Below are 17,900 nucleotides of genomic sequence, written 5' to 3'. Positions count from 1 at the left end.
AAGGTTTAAGGGGAGGTTTGGGGGAATGAAAGTAACGTTGGACATTGATAGTGATTATGAGGAAACAAAAGTGACGATCCACTGCAATGAAGTGGACGAATCGATTAAAGAAATCCTCGATTTTCTAAAAGGGAAGAAAACAGAGTTTCTCGTCGGCAAAGACGGAGAGATGCAACATATTATTCGGCCAGACGCCGTGCATTATTTTCATACGGAAAACGAAGGGGTCGTTGCGGTCACTTCAGAAGGGTCGTATATGTTAAGAGAAAAATTGTATGAGCTAGAGGAAATGCTTTCTTCATCAAAGTTCATTCGCTTATCCAAGTCAGTCATTGCTAATCTTCACGAATTAAATAGATTTGAAGCCTCTTTTAACGGAACGCTATGTGTACATTTCAAATCGGGTGCAAAAGAATATGTTTCCCGCACGTATGTCCACGGCATCAAGGAAGCGCTGAAACTGAACAGGAGGAAAAATGGATGAAGACATTTTTACTACGAAGCATATTGGGTATCTTTTTTGGCTCATTTCTTACACTTGTTGTCTTATTTATTGTCATATTTGTCGGGGATCATGACACACTCGACGCGTCCATTCTTGTGAAAAATGCAATTGGGCAAGTTTTTTGTGGTTGGTTCTTCACCGTAACTCCGTTGCTTTTTGAGAATGAAAGGCTATCGTTGCCTGTTCAAACTATGTTGCATTTTCTATGTGTATCCATCCTCTATTTCATCGTCGCATTCGTACTAGGATGGGTGCCATTCACAACAACCGGCTTTCTCGCCATACTCGGTCTCTTCATCGTCATCTACGCAATCATCTGGACCGCCTTCTACATGTACTTTAAAAAACAAGCTGCAAAATTAAACAAAGAACTACGTGAATTGTAATTAAAATTATTTTCACTATTCATAATTGTGCAGGTGCCTGTCCCCCGAAAAATTCTAAATTGTCTTGGGGACTGGCACCGCTAAAAAGCCACCTCCACGGAAGTTTCCGCGGGGTGGCTTTTTTGATTGGGCATGCTTCACTTACACCTTATGATTGTTATTCAACCAAACGGAATACCATGTAGATAGCGACGCCAAAGACAACGACGGCCGAGATTTTATTTAATACGTTGATAAACGTACCACTCGTATCCAACCTACCAATAAGACGCCCTGTTAGCGCAAGACCGAAAAACCAGCACCATGCGACGAGTATTGTCGCAACCGTAAATGCCATTCTTTCATCGCCTGTGTAGCTTAAAGCGTTTGATCCAATGACACCTATTGTATCAAGGATAGCATGTGGATTGAGTAGCGAAACGGATGCTGCAAAAATAATTTGTCGTCTTGGAGAAAATCGTTCGCCTTCATGCTTTGCAGGCGAGGAGTTGGTTCTCCAGAGTGAAATGCCTATGTATAACAAAAACAAAATTCCGATCCCAATAATAATCGTCTCAAGCCACTCAAACGTTAAAATGAGTAAGGAAACGCCTGAAACTGCTGCGACTATGAGGATTGTGTCACATATTCCAGCCGTAATGACGACTGGCAAAGCTCTTGTTAACTTGGGTTGAAGTGCGCCTTGATTGAAAACAAACACATTTTGTGCACCTAACGGCAAGATTAAGCCGAACGCAAGAATAACACCATGAATAATAGCTTGAATCATTTCCCCACCTCCTCAATCCATTAAACGTCCAAACACCTAAAATTGCAATAGTACACTTGTAATTATATGAACTATTCAGAATTAAGCGGGTGCCTGTCCCCAAAACAATTCCAAATTGTTTGGGGGACTGGCACCCAAACAAATGGCACCCAAACAAATACAAAAAAAGCCACCTCCTCGGATAGTGTCCGTTGGAGGTGGCTTTTGTTTTTATTTCAATTTCTGTAAGATGACGACTTTTAAGTAGTTGAATTCAGGGAAGTCGCGATTTGTACGGAAATCCTTTGGTAGCGATGATTCTTCAAGAATTTTATAGCGCGCACCTGCATCTTCGAATCCTTTGGCAATGAATGTCTTGAATTTCTTCATGCTGAAGCTTGCATTATTCGTGGATGCAATGATGATGCCATTTTTCTCTGTAATCGCAATTGCGTCAGCGATTAACGTTGGATAATCCTTCGCTGTACTGAATGTATATTTTTTTGAGCGCGCAAAACTTGGCGGATCTAGTACGACAACGTCAAATTTTAACGCATGGCGTTTTGCGTACTTGAAGTATTCAAACACGTCCATCACTTTAATGGTTTGTGCTTCATAGTCAATTCCATTCACACTGAACTGCTCTATGGTCTTCGGCAAACTCCGTTTCGCTAAATCGACACTTGTCGTCTCACGCGCACCGCCGAGAGCGGCTGCTACAGAAAAGGCACCCGTATACGAAAATGTGTTTAATACATGTTTACCTTCCGAATACTTGTCCCTCAACGCTTTACGCACATCACGTTGATCGAGGAAAATTCCTGTCATCGCACCGTCATTCAAATCGACGGCAAAATTCATACCGTTCTCTTTCACGATTATCGGGAAATCTCCTGGCTCGCCTTTAACAAAATCATCCTGTTCAATATACTGACCTTTCGTGTCAAAACGCTTCTTCTCATAAATGGCTTTATAATCCATAAGCTTATCCAACACACCATATACATGATGTTTCATTGAATAAATGCCTTCGCTGTACCAACTAACCATCACATACCCGTCAAAAAAGTCAATTGTCAATCCACCGATTCCGTCACCTTCACCATTGAACAGACGGAAAGCGGTCGTTTCTTCATTTTCAAAGAACGCCTCACGTCTAGATAAAGCAGCAGCAATTTTCCCTTCAAAGAAAGCAAAATCGATTTCCTCCTGATCATCTCTTGTGAGCACCCAGCCAATTCCTTTGTTTTGATTGCCATAATAGCCTTTCGCAACAAATTTACGGTATTTATCAACTAAACGAATGATTGTCCCTTCTTCATGCAATACTTCAGGGTTCATCACTGCATCTTTTAATATTAAGGGATAGCCCTTTTTAAAGGCTGCTATACTTTGTGCGTTCACTTGCACATCAATTGTTTTTGTCATCGTGTCATCCTTTTTCCTTCATTTTGTTCATTATCGCACGGAATTGTACAAAAGCGAAGAACAACCGCTTCAGCAGGTAAAAATTCTACTCTCCTGAACTTCAAATCACCTGTCGACTTGGACTAAGTGTTCCAAGCACAGACCTCTTATCCGTTCATAATAAAAAAGCTTCCCCAACAAATGAGAAGCTCCCTTCCTCACCTATTTATGCTAACAAGCGAAATGCTAAACTTTTCAACAAGCCCATCCGAATCGGCCGTTGCATTTGCTGACCTCTTACAGTTTGCAAATAACCGTGCAAGTCCCCTTCATAGACAAGTTGCATATGTGGCAAAAATGCCAAATGATGCGGCATTGTTAAACAAGGATTCGTCATCATCCGATGCGCTTCGCTTTCCTGCATAACGGTCGCCACGAATTGAGAACAGAAAAAAGCCCGTTTCCGTCGAATTTCCTTATTCAGCGCTACGCCGAACAAACCGATGAAGTTGTATTTGTAGTCGTTTTGATTTCTCTCAAACTGAACGATTTTCTGCCGGATTCGCATATATGCTTCCGCGGACACTTCACATCGATAAATAGCGCAAGCAGCATCTTGAAAAATCCCTTCCGCCACATTTTCGCGGACGAAACCTCCTAAAAACGGATTATACTGCTGTTTCCGTCCAAAGCTATAGATCTCCGTCAATTGCTCATCAAATGCAATCGATGCATGATTTAAATCTCTCTGTGTATACATACCGATTGCTTTCGATAGCAATGTCCCCGTATCAGTAAGAACAATATAAATTGTTTTCCCCATAATTCCCAACCCCTAACTCTTCTCTCTACAAGTATGTACGATTTACATCGCGCGCTAAACCGTCTGCAGATTGAAAATGACTAAGCCTTAAGTTGTAGCTGCGCTATTCGTTGTAGACAGTTCGAGCTTTTCTATATATCTATTATACGTGTCAACGTCATATGAAGTTTCATTCGAATGAAAATTTCATAATCTACAAACCGATAGTATCGTGTAACTATAAGCGAGTTAACAGAAACTCATGCAACAGAAGTTTACGATCATCTACTTCAAAGAATACGTGAAAAAGCCGGTGACAGGAATCCTTTCTTCTGCACCGACCCACCTTCAATTATTTACATTTTCTACAGAGCATCATTCACCTTTTTCTGCGTACACCTTCATTGCATCCCGCATGAATACCGCCAAGCCTTCTCCAAACTTATCAATATTCGTCATAAAGCGCTCATCCGCGACATACATTTCCCCTAATCCGGCGAATGCCTCTAAAGAGTAATCGCCAATTTTATTTAAGAACGTATACCATTCACCAATCGCCTTTTGCGCTTCTTCACTAGCTGGATCTTTATCTCTAAGCGCAGCCAGTTTGAAATAGATCTCGTTCATCTCCTCTTGTGCATCCTTCCCAAACGTACTAAATTTCTCATTCGTTCGATCGACAACCGCATTCCCCCATCGATCCCTAGCTTCCTGTTCGAATGGATTTGCACCAAAATCGAACCCTTTGAACTTTTCTTCATTCGTCATTGTAATTTCTCCTCTCTCTGATTGGACTGTTTTGTCGAGTGTTTCAATCATCCTATCCAGTTGCGTCCGTTTAACAATCAGCATTTCTCGTTGCAACTCAAACGCCTCTTTCCGATTGAATGAAGGACTGCTCAACAATTCACTAATTTTCTTTAAAGGAAAGCCAAGTTCACGGAAGAACAAAATTTGTTGGAGCGTTGCTACATTTTCATCTGAATAAACCCTGTAACCCGCCTCCGTTACAGTATCCGGTACGAGTAAACCAATGTCATCATAATGGTGAAGCGTCCGCACACTCACACCCGATAATGCTGCTACTTCCTTTACTTTCATCATTCCAGCCTCCCTTCACTATGCACTTTAAAGTATGACGTAACGTGAGAGTCAAGGAAATATTTAAAAGAAAAAAGCACTACTGTTTGTAATGCTTTCACCTCAACATTCCTCTCATACACATGCTTCAATTATCAGTCTTCCAAACTTAGCCAAAAGAAAAAAATCATAGTGTACGCAAGTTTTTCATCTGAAGAAATATGTGAACCAAATCGGACATAATCGTGATGCGCCGTACTGACGAAAGCAGGATGTGTTGCATACGGAAATCGTCCGTATCGATAGGTAGCAGTCATACGCCCCTGCTCATCCGTCACATCAATATCACCAGTCATATTCTTCGCTTCAAGTTGACGCCAAATTGAACCATTTGAGCCGTAAAGCGTTCCCCGATTAACGAGAACGGATTTCGCTAATTGTTGTATGTAAGTCCCAATCAACAAGCCTTCTGAACTCCAAAGTGATAACGTTACTTGCTTCACAGTATTTTTTATGCGAAACGTCGCAATTGGAGACCCATTCATGTCACAAATCGTATAGGAGACAGGGAAAATAAGCCCTTTTTCAAACAACTTTAACACCATAAAAGGACGAGCCCAATTTCTATTCGGTACGATCATGAATTGCGGTTGTCCAAAAGAATCGACATGGACAATTTTAGGTATGAGAGCTGGTACTCTTTTCAGCGTCAGCTCTGTCACTTCCTCAAAATGGAATACGTCAGTTGAAGTTTCATCAGCAGTTTTTAGCTTGTGAAAAGCATGCCGAAAATAAAAACCTGAACCAATTGCAGCGATAGCCGCAATTCCTAATTCGACTAACAGAGCTCCATTCACCACAAATTGATCATGCCAAATAAAATAGTAGACAACGGATAAAACCGCAAGTACACAACCACCGCTAAAACTAAAAATGTATAACTTCCGATAAATGTTCTTCATTCCAACGTCCCCCCTTTACGTTTCCTAGATCCGGGAGAGTAATAGTCAACACAAAAAACTACTATAACCAACAATTTCTAATTTCCGCTATGAAAGAGTTTTACTCAATCGCAACCCAAACTTCTGTCTCGTACCCTTCTGACCCCTCTGGATGAAGATACTTCTCGAATCCATAGCTGTGTCGAAGATTAATACCTGGCATTTGCATCAGCGCACCAAATACTGCAGGAATTTGATCCACTCCCCCGTCAACTTTTGCAACAATAAAATTACCACTTGGAACGACCACTTCTTTCGAATCTACCATTCCTTCTGCAAATTCTTTCCGTACACCCGCTATATAATGAAAGTTCCCATTCTCCATTGCTAACGTAATCCCGTACGATTCTTCCGACTTGGAGGCTCCACTTTCACAAAGCGCTCCATTCAGCTTGTCCCAAAGAGCAGGAATTTGTGAGACATCACCTTTCATTTCAAACCCTTTCACAATAAAACTCTCCACTTTTTCAATACGTGTATTCATCTACATCACTCCTTTCATTAACTATAATCCAATCAAACTACTACTTGTCAATATTTTTCTAAATAATGAAACTAAAAGTAGTTCCTATCGTATAAAAGTAAAAGGAGGAATGGCAATGTTACAAACAACAACAAACACGTTACAAGGGAAAAAGATTTTGGCTTATCACGGTATAGTGAGTGGAGAAGCGATTATGGGCGCAAATATCGTTCGTGATCTATTTGCATCGGTGACCGATATTGTCGGTGGAAGAAGTGCTGCGTATGAGGATAAATTGGCTGAAGGCCGGCAAATAGCGCTGAATGAAATGACAGAACGGGCTAGAAGTTTAGGTGCGAATGGAGTAATCGGCGTCGATCTTGATTTTGAAACCGTTCGTGAGGGCATGATGATGTGTATTGCGACCGGTACAGCAATTACTTACGAGGAAGAAGTATAAAAAACAAATAAGCGGATCACCTCAATTTCTTGATCCGCTTATCCATTGAAGGAGAATCTTATGATTTATATTGTTATGGCTGCTCTACTATTGCCGTTACTGCTAATGCTCGTTATCACCTATTTAAGTGATCCTGTACTGCGACGTTTCTGGCTTGGCTGGACGCTAGTCGTTCTTAGCATTGTGTGTTTCATCGCAGCATGGGCCATGTATTATGACATGTACCACAGACCAAAAGTAGGTGTTTTAGGGTCCCGTCTTTTAGAACGGACTTTTTGGGAAGCCCAAAGTGTTTCCATTGTTATCGCGGTTGTCTCATTCATACAAGGAATCGTATTCATAAGTATTGGCCGGTATGAAGCTTCTAAAAAAAAACGCAAGCATATTACACGATCGGCATCCAAATCTCAATGATGTCTTCTGTCGAACCTTCGGGATGGACATAACGTTCAAAGTCATAGCACTCCCTCAGTTGAATGCCCTCCATTTGAATGATGTAGTCATAGGCTGCCGGAATGCCAGGGATGCCACCTTCAACTGTTGCAACAATGAATCTTCCGGGCGGAATAATTACTTCATCTTTTCCAGGCAATTGCTCCGCCAACTCTGACTTTAATCCAGCGATGTACTGAATCACATCCCCTTCCATCTTTAAGCAAACACCAAACGATTCTTCCACGACAAGCCCTTTTTCGTGAATATCACCGTTTAAGATTGCCCACTTAGCAGGAATATCCGCTACTGGCCCTTTCATTTCGTACCCACGTACAACAAACCCTTCGCTCTCTACAATTCTCGTTTGCATTTGTTTTTCCCCCTGTTCAAGTAATTGTTGAATTGCAAGCTTAGCCCCACTCAATTCCTTCATTTCCCCGTCGATTTCTTCAATGCGTTTGCGCAATAATGTCTCCATCTGTTCATCTCCTGCTTGCAAGATGGCTGAAAGAGATACTCCAAATTGCCTTAATGTCTTAATCCGCAGAAGTTGCTGTTGCTCCTTTTGAGCATAATAGCGATAACCTGATTCAGGATTCACATATGATGGACAGACCAGACCAATGTCCTCATAATGTTTAATTGCCTTAACAGTCATCCCGACAAGACGTGCCGTTTTTCCGATTGATAGCATATGTTTCCTCCTTCTACTCTCACTGTAAACGTGCCCGTTAGGTACGAGTCAACTAGATAATAGAAGTTTTTTTAGGATGAACATGCATACAAATCCACTCCCTTGTCACGTCACTCGCTTCGACCGATTTTTTGCCATAAAACTCAATTTCGTTTCCGATAAAATAATAGCTCCAAGTATTAAAACAGCACCGATGCCCATTTTAATTGTAAGCACTTCACTTAATAAAATGACGGAAAACACCATTCCCCACAATGACTCTGTCGATAGAATAATGGCCGCTTTCGTTTCGGTAATAAATTTTTGAGCCACAGTTTGCAATAAAAATGCAATGGTCGTTGAGAAAATTCCTAAATACAATAAAGACGACAATCCACCGGGTTCCATACTGAATGCCATTTCCCCTTTAAGCAGAACTACAACAAAACCGATAACTGTTGCAGCTGCCATCTGAACAATCGTCAACACAATCGGATCTTCATTCTTAACAAATTGAGACGTGTAAAAAATATGGAACGCAAATGCAATGGCACAACAGAACGATAAAAAATCACCAATATTTACCCCAGCTGACCATTGTAATGACAAGATTGCGACACCAAACATCGCTAAAAATGCGCCCATCACTTCAAATATATCAAGTTTTCGTTTATATAACGCCAAGCCGATAAACGGTACAATCACCACGTTGACAGCTGTCAAAAAAGCATTCTTTGAAGGCGTTGTAAATTGTAATCCGACCGTTTGCAATGTAAATGCTATGTATAAAAACACACCTAAGATTGTCCCTTTCAGTAACACACTTTTTGTCATGAACTTCAATTTTTTATAGAAAACCGCACATAATAAAAGCGCACCAATTAAAAATCTCCCTGCTAAAATTTGATACGGCGTGTACGTTTCCAACGCCATCGCACTACCGACAAATCCACTTCCCCAAATGATGGCCGTAATGATCAAACCGATTTCACCTATATATTTTTTCATATGCCCCTCCGTATGCACTTGATGACTTTAGACAATTATAGCGTAAACTTTACCAAATCGGTCGAGTATTTTTAAATAGAAAATGTAAGACAAAAATGTATGATTATGCAATGCTCTGTTCAAAAACACGGTAGAGAACGCTCATTGAACACCTGTTAGAACTTTTCGCAGAGAGCTTGTTTTGATTACGGTTTACATTGCCGCGCTGCATGTAGTTGGCCAATTATGGTGTCGTTTGAATAGAATGCGTCGTTTTAGGCGATTATGCCGCGTTTTGTAAAATTTTGCTGTGTTTTGTGGGATTATGCCGCGTTTGAAAGAAGTTTGCGGCGTTTCGTGGAATTATGCGGCATTACGAAGAAGTTTGCGGTATTTAAGGATATCATGAGCAGTTACAGAGAAATTTCCCTGCTTTAATTACTTGTGAGCGCGGTTTTTTTTTGTTGGTGGAGTTGGTGTCGCGCTAAATGCATTTTACAAATTAAGGGTTTTATTTTAATAAGACTAGCTATGCGGCGTTTTGCGGGATCATGCCGTGTTTTGTAGAAGTTTGCTGTGTTTGAAGGAATTATGCCGCGTTTGGATAAAGTTTGCGGCATTATAGGATTTTATGCGGCGTTCCACGTAATCGATGGCCATGTCCATATTTTTTCGGTTACGTATTGATTCTCACCTACAGGTAATCCTAACTGCAAAGTCTGATGAGGAGGTGTTTAACATTGAGAAAATTACTGTCCGCCTTTGCTATTCTTATTTTCTTTTCGTCGTTTAATTTGCACTCCGGTCACGCCAGCACAACAATTGAACAGCAATCCGTCAAAGATGCACTTCTGACCACACTTGATCCTGTTATTAGGCAAGCAGTTGTCGCACATTATGGCTACGACAAATCGTATGGTCTGTTTGATGCTGACATTTTAAAGATTGAACGAGAAGAGGTCGGAGAATTTACGTTCATTGTCGATGTACAAGTTCAAACATTTGAAAATGCACACAATCCACCAATAGGTAAGGAAACTATACAATTCCGAGTAAGTCCTCAAGGCGTTGAACAACTGAGCTTTGCACATGAAGGCGATGACGAAGAAAAAAAGATGAAGCAGTTTTACAAAGATGTGTTGATTGATATCAAAAAGACTTTTCATCTGAACTTATTGCCTTATGAACGCTATGATTACAAACAATTACGCTATAAAGCAGAAAAGCATGATGCGTATAATTCACTTGCGGCAATCGCTGAAGAAATTGTTATCAATATTTTAAGTCCTGAAATTCAACCACCCTTTAAGAACGTCATTGACCCGGTTACTTTTGTAAAAGACGACGAAGGTTTCATTCTCTTTAAAAAATCTGATGGGTCGAACGTATACTATCAAGTGCAAAGGGAAAATGGCCTGTGGAAGGTTGTTGAGCAAGAGAGCAAAGCAGGTAAAAAGATGAAATATGATTTGCTTTGGTATATGTAAAAAGAGGCGACCGAATTGGCCAGCCTCTTTTTAGTTCATCAGTTGATCGTTGCACCTTTCCAGTTTGTAATGTCTTCTTCCAAAGGAATTTGCGCAGCCCGTGCTTTTACTGCTGCGAAGAAGAACAAGACAACAAGGAAGATGGAAATAACAGTTGCTCCAATATACGCCACGTTCATTGGTAAACCGAATCCGATCGTCGCATTTAAAATGTACGTCGTCGTCGCCATGAGCATGAATGTGCCTGGAATCAATGCAACCCAATAATTTTTTCTGGCAATGAACAAATACATTGCGCCTACAAATAATGCAATAACTGCAGTCGATTGGTTTGCCCATGAGAAGTAGCGCCATAAGATATTGAAATCGACTTGCGTTAAAATGATGGAAACGACAAACAACGGTACAGCAATCCACAAACGGCTCGCCATTTTAGCTTGTGGGAATTTCAAATAATCTGCAATGATCATACGTGCACTTCGGAATGCTGTATCACCTGAAGTGATTGGAAGAACGATAACCCCTAATACTGCCAATGTTCCACCAACAGCTCCTAACATCATCGTTGACGCTTCGCTGACGATTAGTGCTGGTCCACCAGCTGCAAGCATTTCACTCAAGCCGCCATATCCATTGAATAACGCCATTCCAGCTGCTGCCCAAATCATCGCGATAATTGCTTCGGCAATCATCATACCGTAGAAAATCTTACGTCCTTGACTTTCTTTTTGTGTCGTACGAGAAATGATTGGTGATTGTGTCGCATGGAAACCAGACAATGCACCACAAGAGATTGTTAAGAATAACAATGGGAAAATCGGTAAATTGTCAGGATGGAAATTCGTTAGTGATAGCTCAGGAATCGAAACGCCTTTGATCACCATCATTCCACCAACACCAACAGCACTGATAATGAGTAGTGCACCAAAGATTGGATAGAAACGCCCGATGATTTTATCGATTGGTAATAATGTCGCAATAATATAGTAGATAAAAATCAATGCAACGATAATGCCCATCGCCATCCAACCGTTCATCAAATTGTATAACAAGCCAGCTGGTGCAGAAACGAATACTGTTCCTACTAATAAAAGAAGCAATACCGCAAATGCATTTACAATATGCTTCATGAACTTTCCTAAAAACTTGCCCGCAAGCTCAGGTAAATGTGCTCCACGGTTACGGATCGAAATCATTCCTGTTAAATAGTCATGTACAGCTCCTGCAAAAATAGCACCGACCACAATCCAGATAAAAGCGACTGGACCATAAAGTGCACCCATAATCGGCCCGAAAATAGGACCTACGCCTGCAATGTTCAACAATTGTATTAAAGAATTTTTCTTTGTGCTCATTGGCACATAGTCCACTCCATCCCCGCTCGTATAAGCAGGTGTTGCGCGGTCTTCCTTTACGCCAAACATCTTTTCGATGAATTTACCGTACGTGAAATAACCGACAATCAGTAAAACTACCCCAAATAAAAACGTAATCACTAGAACTTCCCCCTTTTGAATGATAGCGGTTTCATTCAGTTTAGAGAAAATGTTCTAAAAACGGAGGTTTTTGTCGCAACATGTCAAAAATGAAGAATAAAACGTATGAATGGCGGATTATTATGCAAGTATCTTATACTTCCAACTGTTGACGTAGATCACGTACATAATTTCTGCTCACTGATAACTTTTCACTGCGTCCTTCGAGCTCTAACTGATACGCCCCATTGAACCACGGAGTCAATTTTTTCACGTGCAGTAAATTGACGATGTAGCCTTTGTGAATCCGAAAAAAAGAAAAAGGCGTTAACTTGCTTTCCAACTCTTTCAAGGAAGTTCGTAAATCATATTCCTGCTTTGCGGTAATTACCTTCGTCACTTTTTCATCACGATACATATAAAAGATATCTCGAATTGGTATGTACTCAATTTCTCCGTCCATTTCGATCGCTAATTTTCCCAAACGACTAATGGTTTCTAAGTTCTCTTTCGGTAAAAGCTTGTCCTGGATTCGAATGATCGTTTGCTTCACTTGTTCTTCATCGTATGGCTTCAGTAAATAATCAACTGCATTAATGCGGAATGCTTCTGCTGCAAATTGCGGATAAGCTGTCGCAAAAACGATCAATGGAACCTTTTTTAGCTCCATTAACGCTTTGGCAGCTTCCATACCATTCAACTTCGGCATTTCCACATCTAAAAACAAGACATCGGGTTGTAGTTGGATCGCTTTCATAATGGCGGACTCCCCTGAATCCGCCTCCCCTACAACATCAATTCCAGTATGTTGTTCGAGCAAATACGTCAATTCTTCCCGTGCATAGCGTTCATCATCCACTACGACAACTTTTATCATCCGATTCATACAACCACTCCCATTTTCGGAATTTGGAATGATATTTCCGTCCCTGTTCCTTGCTCCCTACAACTGGCAATATGCAATGCTGACTGGTGCCCAAACGTCATGGTCAAGCGGCGATTCACATTATAGAGCCCCAGTCCAGTCCCCGTTTCTGATTCAATTACTTTCTCACAAAGAAGCGGTAATCGCTCTTTTGTAATGCCCGAACCATTGTCTTGGATGAGTATATCAATCGCATCACCACTGTCTCGGATAATAATTTGAATGACACTGTTCTTCTCCATCTCTTTAATGCCATGTTTGACGGCATTCTCGACAAGCGGCTGTAACGTAAGTGGCGGAATGAACTCTTGCAAAATCGTATGATCCACATCAATACACACTTTCAATTTATCAATGAACCTTGCTTCTTCAATTTTCAAATACGCTTCCACGTGTGCAAGCTCTTGCTCCAACGTTACTTTCTCCGCTGTCGTCCCTTCCAAGTTTTGACGCAGGAAGTATGAGAGAGATGTTAGAAGTCTGCGTGCTTCGTCAGGATTCGTCCGAATTAACGACACAATAATATTCATTGAGTTAAACAGGAAATGTGGACTGATCTGCGCTTGCAACGCCTTAATTTCAGCGTCTTTTGCCAACTGGTACGCCCGATCGGCTTCAGCAATTTCAAGTTGATTACTTAACAATGAACTGAGACCAGCAATCAACTCAATTGTCACATTCGTAATCGCTTTTTCGGATGGATAGTACAGCTTTAGCGTACCAATTGTTTCATCTCGCAATTTCAAAGGAGCTATGACGGCTGCCCCTAACGGACAATTATCTTGTACACAATGAATCGTTTGTTCACCCGCAACGACTAGCTCCCCATGTTGCAACACATCTTTCGTCACGAGCGTTTGGAGTGGACTGTTCGCCTGATGATGGTCATCAGCCATCCCGACATGTGCCAGAATCTCCGTTTTATTTGTCATGGCGACTGCACTTGGTTGCAATTCACGGAACAGGATGTTGCACACAGCAGACGCCGTCACAGTATTCATTCCTTTTCTTAAATGACCTAGTGTTTGGTCTGCAATTCGCAATGTTTTTTGTGCTTGTAGGGCTGTCGCTTTCTCTTGGTCGCTAATAACGTTATACACAATGAGCATGAAAATAGCTGTCCCAATTCCGTTGGCAAGAATCATCGGCAATCCGATTGTTTGGACTAATGACCATGCCTTTTCAAACGGTTGCGAAGTGAGAAGGATGAGACCCATTTGCATCGTTTCTGCAAACGCGCCGATTGCAAATGCAGTTAACGGCTTTACATGCTTGCCTCGTTTATAAAATGCAGCAGCCAAAAGACCCGATAGTATTGTTGAAACACCACAAGAAATCGCAGTGAATCCGCCAAGCGTCATCCGATGGATACCCGCTATTAACCCTGCCCCGATTCCTACTCTATAACCACCTAGCAAACCCGCTACGACAATACCAATCACTCGAGAGTTAGCAATTGCTTCATCTGTCGTCAATTCGATGGCAACGCTATTGAAATTCAACGTCTGCGTATTAAATGCCACACCGAAATATGTGCCAATAATTCCAAAGAAGCCGAAAAACAAAATGGCGGTCATTTCCTGTTTCCGATCTAACGAATCTTGGTGCACCATATTTTTAAAAAAGCGGAAGCGTGTCAAAATAAACGCTACCGCCACAATTGTTCCTACCCGTTCCAGCATGATCACAAGTAAATCCAACATATCCATTCCCCCAGCTACTTGCGAAGTTTGTACATAAGTATACTGCATTTGAGGATGATTATGTACAATTGTTTTAAATTGACTGATAATAGAATGAATTTCATAATGACCAGCCTATGTCTCCCAAGGGTTTGTAGACACAAAAAAGGAAGTACCTCCCCAAGTCTTGTATAATGGTAGTCGACGAAAACATTCCATAAAGACTGGAGAGGTACTCCCTATGACCATTATACGACAACAAAGCTTATTTAGCATTGAAGAATTATACGAGATGGAACCTACCCAAAAATATGAAGAGATTATGGCTGCCATCGACTTGGACGCCATTTTCTATGAAATCAACAAGAAATCCCGCGTGGGTGCGCCTACTGAGTTGAATTACGGTGCAATGATTGTAAGTATTTTCGCACGTTATATTGACCGAATTCCAACAATCAAAGACCTCATCAAGCGATTGAACGACGACCTCTCTTTCAAGCTTGATTGCGGATTCAAGGTTTCAGACAGCGTCCCTTCCGAGGCATCTTACAGCCGTCTTCTCACCAAGCTGAGTGAAACCGACGTCTTGGAAAAGGTACAGGGGACGATTGTCTTGAACGCCATCGGAGAAGGCTTTATCCAAGATGACACGGTGGCAATTGACGCTACTCACTTCGAAGCACGTGACAAAGCGCCGGCCAAACAGGAAAAAACAAAGGAAGAACCCAAGAAACGCGGCCGTAAAAAGAAGGAAGAACGTGAACAATGGCTGGCTGAACAGGCTGAACAGGCAGAACAGGAAGCGAATCTTCCGCTATACGAAAAGAAAATAGAAGCGCAGTTGGATGAACCGCTTGCCCGGCTGCGTGCTGAAGTTCCTCAAGACCCCAAATGGGGTGTCAAGAAAAACAGCGAGGGGAAGAACGTGTTCTGGTTCGGCTATAAAGGACATTTGGCAGTAGGTACGTCCAGCCAATATATTCTGCAGTCCCTATTTTCTTCTGGAAGCCTGAATGACGGCAAGGCTGCTATCCCGCTGTTAAAAGGGATCGAAGAACGAATTCCACTTCGCAAACTGATGTATCATACGATGGACGCCGGCTACGATTTTGAAGCAATCTACGAACAAGTACATCGTATGGGACACCGATCTATCATCGCTTATAATAAGCGTAATGAACCAGAGCCCCTCGGATTTGACGAATATTTCGCACCGACTTGTTTTCGAGAGTATTCGTATCGTTATGACAGCTATGATGCCAAATACGAAACGTTGAAGTATACAGGGCCAAAGGAGTGCCGAGATTGCCCGCTTGCAAACGAGGGCATCTGTCAGAAAGTGTACAAGGTGAAAATTACCACAGATTTACGAAGGTACAGTGCACCGGCACGTGGCTCGAAAGCATGGAAAACGCTTTTTAATCGTCGAACCGCTGTGGAGCGTGTCAATGCTTATCTGAAAGAGTTCTTTCAATTGAACAACGTCCGTTATCGGACAGGGAAACGCGCGAAAGTTCACTTCGATTTACTTGTGCTTGTTTACAACGCTTCAAAACTAGCCGCCGATAGGATTGGGGCACGATTGAACCACATTCAAGCCGCATGATTCTTGTTTTTTGAAATACAATCTATAAATTCTGCCCTTGTTTGTATTTTTAAAAAGAGGAATTATGAAATCGATTCAATAAATAAAAAATTCTTCCACTCGAAACAAACAGCTACACGTAACACATGTAGCTGCATCCCCTATCACTTTCTAGGCTTACTTCTTTTTCATATACTCATCCTGAAGTATTCCCATATGAACAATATCGTGCCACTGGCCGTTCCGGAATAGAGTTTGCCTGCTGCGTCCCTCGTGCATAAAACCAAGCTTGTGATATAAACTGATTGCTTTTTCGTTAAATGAAAATACGCGTAAATAAGCCCTATGTAAATTCATTTCTAAAAAGGCATAATTGAGTAATAACGATAAGGCTTCTTGTCCATAACCTTGTCCCCAATAATCCTTTTCTCCAATATCTATAATACATTCTGCATTTCTATTTTTCGCATCAATATTTATTAATGATGTAATACCAATTGGTTTAGAATTTTGTTTATCGTAAATGATATAGCTCTTTGAAGGACTGGCTTGTAAAATTATTTTTTCTACGAATTCTTTTGTTTCTTCTAGTGAATACACGTCTAATGATGGATTAGTTGAATACATTACTTGACTATCGTTTCGCCAAGCATGGTAGATTTCCACATCCTCGTTTTGCATTTTTCGCAGTCCGATTCTTTCAGACACAAACATTGAGATACCCCCCTTTCAAATTCAGCACATAATTCGATTGTTAAAAGCTAACTTTCTAATCTTTTAAGTCTCAAACAAATTCACTTATTATTTCACTAATTGATCCACCCTCCGTTTCATGCACACGTTCCCCTGCCCACATCGACATGAATTCCGGACGGTTTTGTGCAGCTGCTTCGCTCCGGATTTTCTTCGTCAAATCGTTCTGAATCGGATAAGGAGCGATTGGCTTATCCTTCATCTCTATAATAAATGGATTGCGAATGCCTCTTGCGGATTTCCCCGAGAACGCTTTCGTCAATTCTGTACATCCTTCACTTGCTTGTAATACCGCCTGTTTATAGAGTGGATGCGCACCGCTCTCTTTCGTAGCGAGTAATGCTGTCCCGATTTGTACCGCTTGTGCCCCTAAATCGATCATGCTTTTCATCTGCTCTTTATCGGCAATTCCGCCAGCTGCAATAACTGGGATTTGAACTTGTTCAACTACATCCGTGACCAATTCTTTAAGAGGGATGAGCGCTTCCCCGATGAATGAACCACGATGCCCACCGGCTTCTTTGCCCTGGACGACAACCGCATCCATCCCACACTTTTCAGCGAGAACCGCTTCTTCGACAGACGTAGCGGTGCCAATCAGAAACACATGATTCGCTTTCAATTTTCGGACATTATCTTCACTCGGTAGACCAAACGTGAACGAACAGACCGGAACGCCTTCTTCAATAACGACTTGGACTTGCTCGTCAAAACACGGTGCAGAAAACGACGTCTCCCAAGAGGGCATACCGAGCTGCTCTCCAATTGGTTGCAACTGTTCATATGCTCGACGTACAAGTTTTTCATCCATATTCATTTCTTCAGGTACAAACAAATTCACAGCGAACGGTTTATCTGTCAGTTTCCGAACGTGTTGAATAAACTCTCTCGTAGCTTCTGCTGATAAATAACCCGCACCGATTGAACCTAAGACTCCTGCATTCGCACTGGCCGCGACAAATTCAGGTGTCGTCACACCCGCCATCGGTGCTTGGATGATGGGGTGATCGATTTGTACGCTTTCTGTAAAATTCATCGGATAAGCC

At 41.6% G+C, this 17,900-nt stretch carries 19 protein-coding genes; 6 read left to right on the top strand and 13 right to left on the bottom strand.

Annotated features, from left to right (window positions below):
• Positions 1–25 precede the first annotated feature (25 nt).
• Positions 26–484 carry a LytTR family DNA-binding domain-containing protein gene (locus tag NRI27_RS09515; protein ID WP_371390460.1) on the top strand — a complete coding sequence of 153 codons (459 nt, stop codon included), beginning with the start codon at positions 26–28 and terminating at the stop codon, positions 482–484.
• Positions 481–891 (top strand): DUF3021 domain-containing protein, encoded by a 411-nt coding sequence (locus tag NRI27_RS09510; protein ID WP_371390459.1) that lies wholly within the window; start codon positions 481–483, stop codon positions 889–891. Before NRI27_RS09515 ends, NRI27_RS09510 begins: the two co-directional genes overlap by 4 nt.
• Positions 892–1,048: 157 nt before the next feature.
• Here the strand turns inward: NRI27_RS09510 and NRI27_RS09505 are convergent, their stop codons facing one another.
• The 6 genes from NRI27_RS09505 to NRI27_RS09480 all read right to left on the bottom strand — a co-directional run bounded on the left by NRI27_RS09505 (position 1,049) and on the right by NRI27_RS09480 (position 6,413).
• Positions 1,049–1,660, bottom strand: coding sequence for a LysE/ArgO family amino acid transporter (locus tag NRI27_RS09505; protein ID WP_371390458.1), 612 nt, complete (start codon positions 1,658–1,660; stop codon positions 1,049–1,051).
• A gap of 210 nt (positions 1,661–1,870) precedes the next feature.
• The gene (locus tag NRI27_RS09500; RefSeq protein WP_371390457.1) at positions 1,871–3,067 is read right to left on the bottom strand and encodes a class I SAM-dependent rRNA methyltransferase; all 1,197 of its coding nucleotides are present in this window, start codon (positions 3,065–3,067) and stop codon (positions 1,871–1,873) included.
• Positions 3,068–3,272: 205 nt separating this feature from the next.
• Entirely contained in the window at positions 3,273–3,869 is a 597-nt protein-coding gene (locus NRI27_RS09495) for a hypothetical protein (protein WP_317943566.1), read from the bottom strand.
• A gap of 354 nt (positions 3,870–4,223) precedes the next feature.
• Positions 4,224–4,949: a MerR family transcriptional regulator gene (locus tag NRI27_RS09490; RefSeq protein ID WP_371390487.1), complete on the bottom strand. Its 726-nt coding sequence runs from the start codon at positions 4,947–4,949 to the stop codon at positions 4,224–4,226.
• 134 nt (positions 4,950–5,083) lie between these two features.
• Positions 5,084–5,890, bottom strand: coding sequence for a hypothetical protein (locus tag NRI27_RS09485; protein ID WP_371390456.1), 807 nt, complete (start codon positions 5,888–5,890; stop codon positions 5,084–5,086).
• A 100-nt stretch (positions 5,891–5,990) separates the two neighbouring features.
• Positions 5,991–6,413: a GyrI-like domain-containing protein gene (locus tag NRI27_RS09480; RefSeq protein ID WP_371390455.1), complete on the bottom strand. Its 423-nt coding sequence runs from the start codon at positions 6,411–6,413 to the stop codon at positions 5,991–5,993.
• A 115-nt stretch (positions 6,414–6,528) separates the two neighbouring features.
• Between NRI27_RS09480 and NRI27_RS09475 the strand changes: the two genes are divergently transcribed.
• Both NRI27_RS09475 and NRI27_RS09470 read left to right on the top strand, forming a co-directional pair.
• Positions 6,529–6,852, top strand: a complete 324-nt coding sequence (locus NRI27_RS09475) for a YbjQ family protein (RefSeq protein WP_317943575.1) — start codon at positions 6,529–6,531, stop codon at positions 6,850–6,852.
• A gap of 60 nt (positions 6,853–6,912) precedes the next feature.
• Positions 6,913–7,266, top strand: coding sequence for a hypothetical protein (locus NRI27_RS09470; RefSeq protein WP_371390454.1), 354 nt, complete (start codon positions 6,913–6,915; stop codon positions 7,264–7,266).
• Here the strand turns inward: NRI27_RS09470 and NRI27_RS09465 are convergent.
• A complete protein-coding gene (locus NRI27_RS09465) occupies positions 7,238–7,981 on the bottom strand; it encodes a GyrI-like domain-containing protein (protein WP_371390453.1) in 744 nt (247 codons plus the stop codon). The two genes, NRI27_RS09470 and NRI27_RS09465, sit on opposite strands and share 29 nt — an antisense overlap.
• A gap of 105 nt (positions 7,982–8,086) precedes the next feature.
• On the bottom strand, positions 8,087–8,968 hold the full coding sequence (locus tag NRI27_RS09460; protein ID WP_371390452.1) for a DMT family transporter: 882 nt from the start codon (positions 8,966–8,968) through the stop codon (positions 8,087–8,089).
• Between the two features lie 719 nt (positions 8,969–9,687).
• Here NRI27_RS09460 and NRI27_RS09455 point away from each other — a divergent pair.
• The gene (locus tag NRI27_RS09455; protein ID WP_371390451.1) at positions 9,688–10,434 is read left to right on the top strand and encodes a DUF3888 domain-containing protein; all 747 of its coding nucleotides are present in this window, start codon (positions 9,688–9,690) and stop codon (positions 10,432–10,434) included.
• Positions 10,435–10,472: 38 nt separating this feature from the next.
• Here the strand turns inward: NRI27_RS09455 and NRI27_RS09450 are convergent, their stop codons facing one another.
• The 3 genes from NRI27_RS09450 to NRI27_RS09440 form a co-directional block, all read right to left on the bottom strand.
• Entirely contained in the window at positions 10,473–11,930 is a 1,458-nt protein-coding gene (locus tag NRI27_RS09450; RefSeq protein WP_371390450.1) for a carbon starvation CstA family protein, read from the bottom strand.
• A gap of 133 nt (positions 11,931–12,063) precedes the next feature.
• Positions 12,064–12,795, bottom strand: a complete 732-nt coding sequence (locus NRI27_RS09445; protein WP_371390449.1) for a LytR/AlgR family response regulator transcription factor — start codon at positions 12,793–12,795, stop codon at positions 12,064–12,066.
• The gene (locus tag NRI27_RS09440) at positions 12,792–14,537 is read right to left on the bottom strand and encodes a LytS/YhcK type 5TM receptor domain-containing protein (protein WP_371390448.1); all 1,746 of its coding nucleotides are present in this window, start codon (positions 14,535–14,537) and stop codon (positions 12,792–12,794) included. Before NRI27_RS09440 ends, NRI27_RS09445 begins: the two co-directional genes overlap by 4 nt.
• Positions 14,538–14,757: 220 nt before the next feature.
• Between NRI27_RS09440 and NRI27_RS09435 the strand changes: the two genes are divergently transcribed.
• Complete coding sequence (locus NRI27_RS09435; RefSeq protein ID WP_371390447.1) at positions 14,758–16,122, top strand: IS1182 family transposase; 1,365 nt, start codon at positions 14,758–14,760, stop codon at positions 16,120–16,122.
• A 156-nt stretch (positions 16,123–16,278) separates the two neighbouring features.
• Here the strand turns inward: NRI27_RS09435 and NRI27_RS09430 are convergent, their stop codons facing one another.
• Together NRI27_RS09430 and NRI27_RS09425 are read right to left on the bottom strand one after the other, a co-directional pair.
• Positions 16,279–16,815, bottom strand: coding sequence for a GNAT family N-acetyltransferase (locus NRI27_RS09430; RefSeq protein WP_371390446.1), 537 nt, complete (start codon positions 16,813–16,815; stop codon positions 16,279–16,281).
• 70 nt (positions 16,816–16,885) lie between these two features.
• Entirely contained in the window at positions 16,886–17,890 is a 1,005-nt protein-coding gene (locus NRI27_RS09425) for an NAD(P)H-dependent flavin oxidoreductase (protein ID WP_371390445.1), read from the bottom strand.
• Positions 17,891–17,900: the final 10 nt, after the last annotated feature.

The sequence above is a fragment of the Sporosarcina sp. OR05 genome, from assembly GCF_041414805.1.
Classification (GTDB): Bacteria; Bacillota; Bacilli; order Bacillales_A; family Planococcaceae; genus Sporosarcina; species Sporosarcina saromensis.
The sequence above is the reverse complement of the archived record's forward strand: the minus strand, read 5'-3'. Positions and strand labels throughout refer to the sequence as shown.

What these genes read in the sequence shown, in the direction of transcription:
- NRI27_RS09515 (WP_371390460.1), top strand. Translation starts at nt 26, where the DNA reads ATGAAAGTAACGTTGGACATTGATAGTGATTATGAGGAAACAAAAGTG.
- NRI27_RS09510 (WP_371390459.1), top strand. Translation starts at nt 481, where the DNA reads ATGAAGACATTTTTACTACGAAGCATATTGGGTATCTTTTTTGGCTCA.
- NRI27_RS09505 (WP_371390458.1), bottom strand. Translation starts at nt 1,660, where the DNA reads ATGATTCAAGCTATTATTCATGGTGTTATTCTTGCGTTCGGCTTAATC.
- NRI27_RS09500 (WP_371390457.1), bottom strand. Translation starts at nt 3,067, where the DNA reads ATGACAAAAACAATTGATGTGCAAGTGAACGCACAAAGTATAGCAGCC.
- NRI27_RS09495 (WP_317943566.1), bottom strand. Translation starts at nt 3,869, where the DNA reads ATGGGGAAAACAATTTATATTGTTCTTACTGATACGGGGACATTGCTA.
- NRI27_RS09490 (WP_371390487.1), bottom strand. Translation starts at nt 4,949, where the DNA reads ATGAAAGTAAAGGAAGTAGCAGCATTATCGGGTGTGAGTGTGCGGACG.
- NRI27_RS09485 (WP_371390456.1), bottom strand. Translation starts at nt 5,890, where the DNA reads ATGAAGAACATTTATCGGAAGTTATACATTTTTAGTTTTAGCGGTGGT.
- NRI27_RS09480 (WP_371390455.1), bottom strand. Translation starts at nt 6,413, where the DNA reads ATGAATACACGTATTGAAAAAGTGGAGAGTTTTATTGTGAAAGGGTTT.
- NRI27_RS09475 (WP_317943575.1), top strand. Translation starts at nt 6,529, where the DNA reads ATGTTACAAACAACAACAAACACGTTACAAGGGAAAAAGATTTTGGCT.
- NRI27_RS09470 (WP_371390454.1), top strand. Translation starts at nt 6,913, where the DNA reads ATGATTTATATTGTTATGGCTGCTCTACTATTGCCGTTACTGCTAATG.
- NRI27_RS09465 (WP_371390453.1), bottom strand. Translation starts at nt 7,981, where the DNA reads ATGCTATCAATCGGAAAAACGGCACGTCTTGTCGGGATGACTGTTAAG.
- NRI27_RS09460 (WP_371390452.1), bottom strand. Translation starts at nt 8,968, where the DNA reads ATGAAAAAATATATAGGTGAAATCGGTTTGATCATTACGGCCATCATT.
- NRI27_RS09445 (WP_371390449.1), bottom strand. Translation starts at nt 12,795, where the DNA reads ATGAATCGGATGATAAAAGTTGTCGTAGTGGATGATGAACGCTATGCA.
- NRI27_RS09440 (WP_371390448.1), bottom strand. Translation starts at nt 14,537, where the DNA reads ATGTTGGATTTACTTGTGATCATGCTGGAACGGGTAGGAACAATTGTG.
- NRI27_RS09435 (WP_371390447.1), top strand. Translation starts at nt 14,758, where the DNA reads ATGACCATTATACGACAACAAAGCTTATTTAGCATTGAAGAATTATAC.
- NRI27_RS09430 (WP_371390446.1), bottom strand. Translation starts at nt 16,815, where the DNA reads ATGTTTGTGTCTGAAAGAATCGGACTGCGAAAAATGCAAAACGAGGAT.
- NRI27_RS09425 (WP_371390445.1), bottom strand. Translation starts at nt 17,890, where the DNA reads ATGAATTTTACAGAAAGCGTACAAATCGATCACCCCATCATCCAAGCA.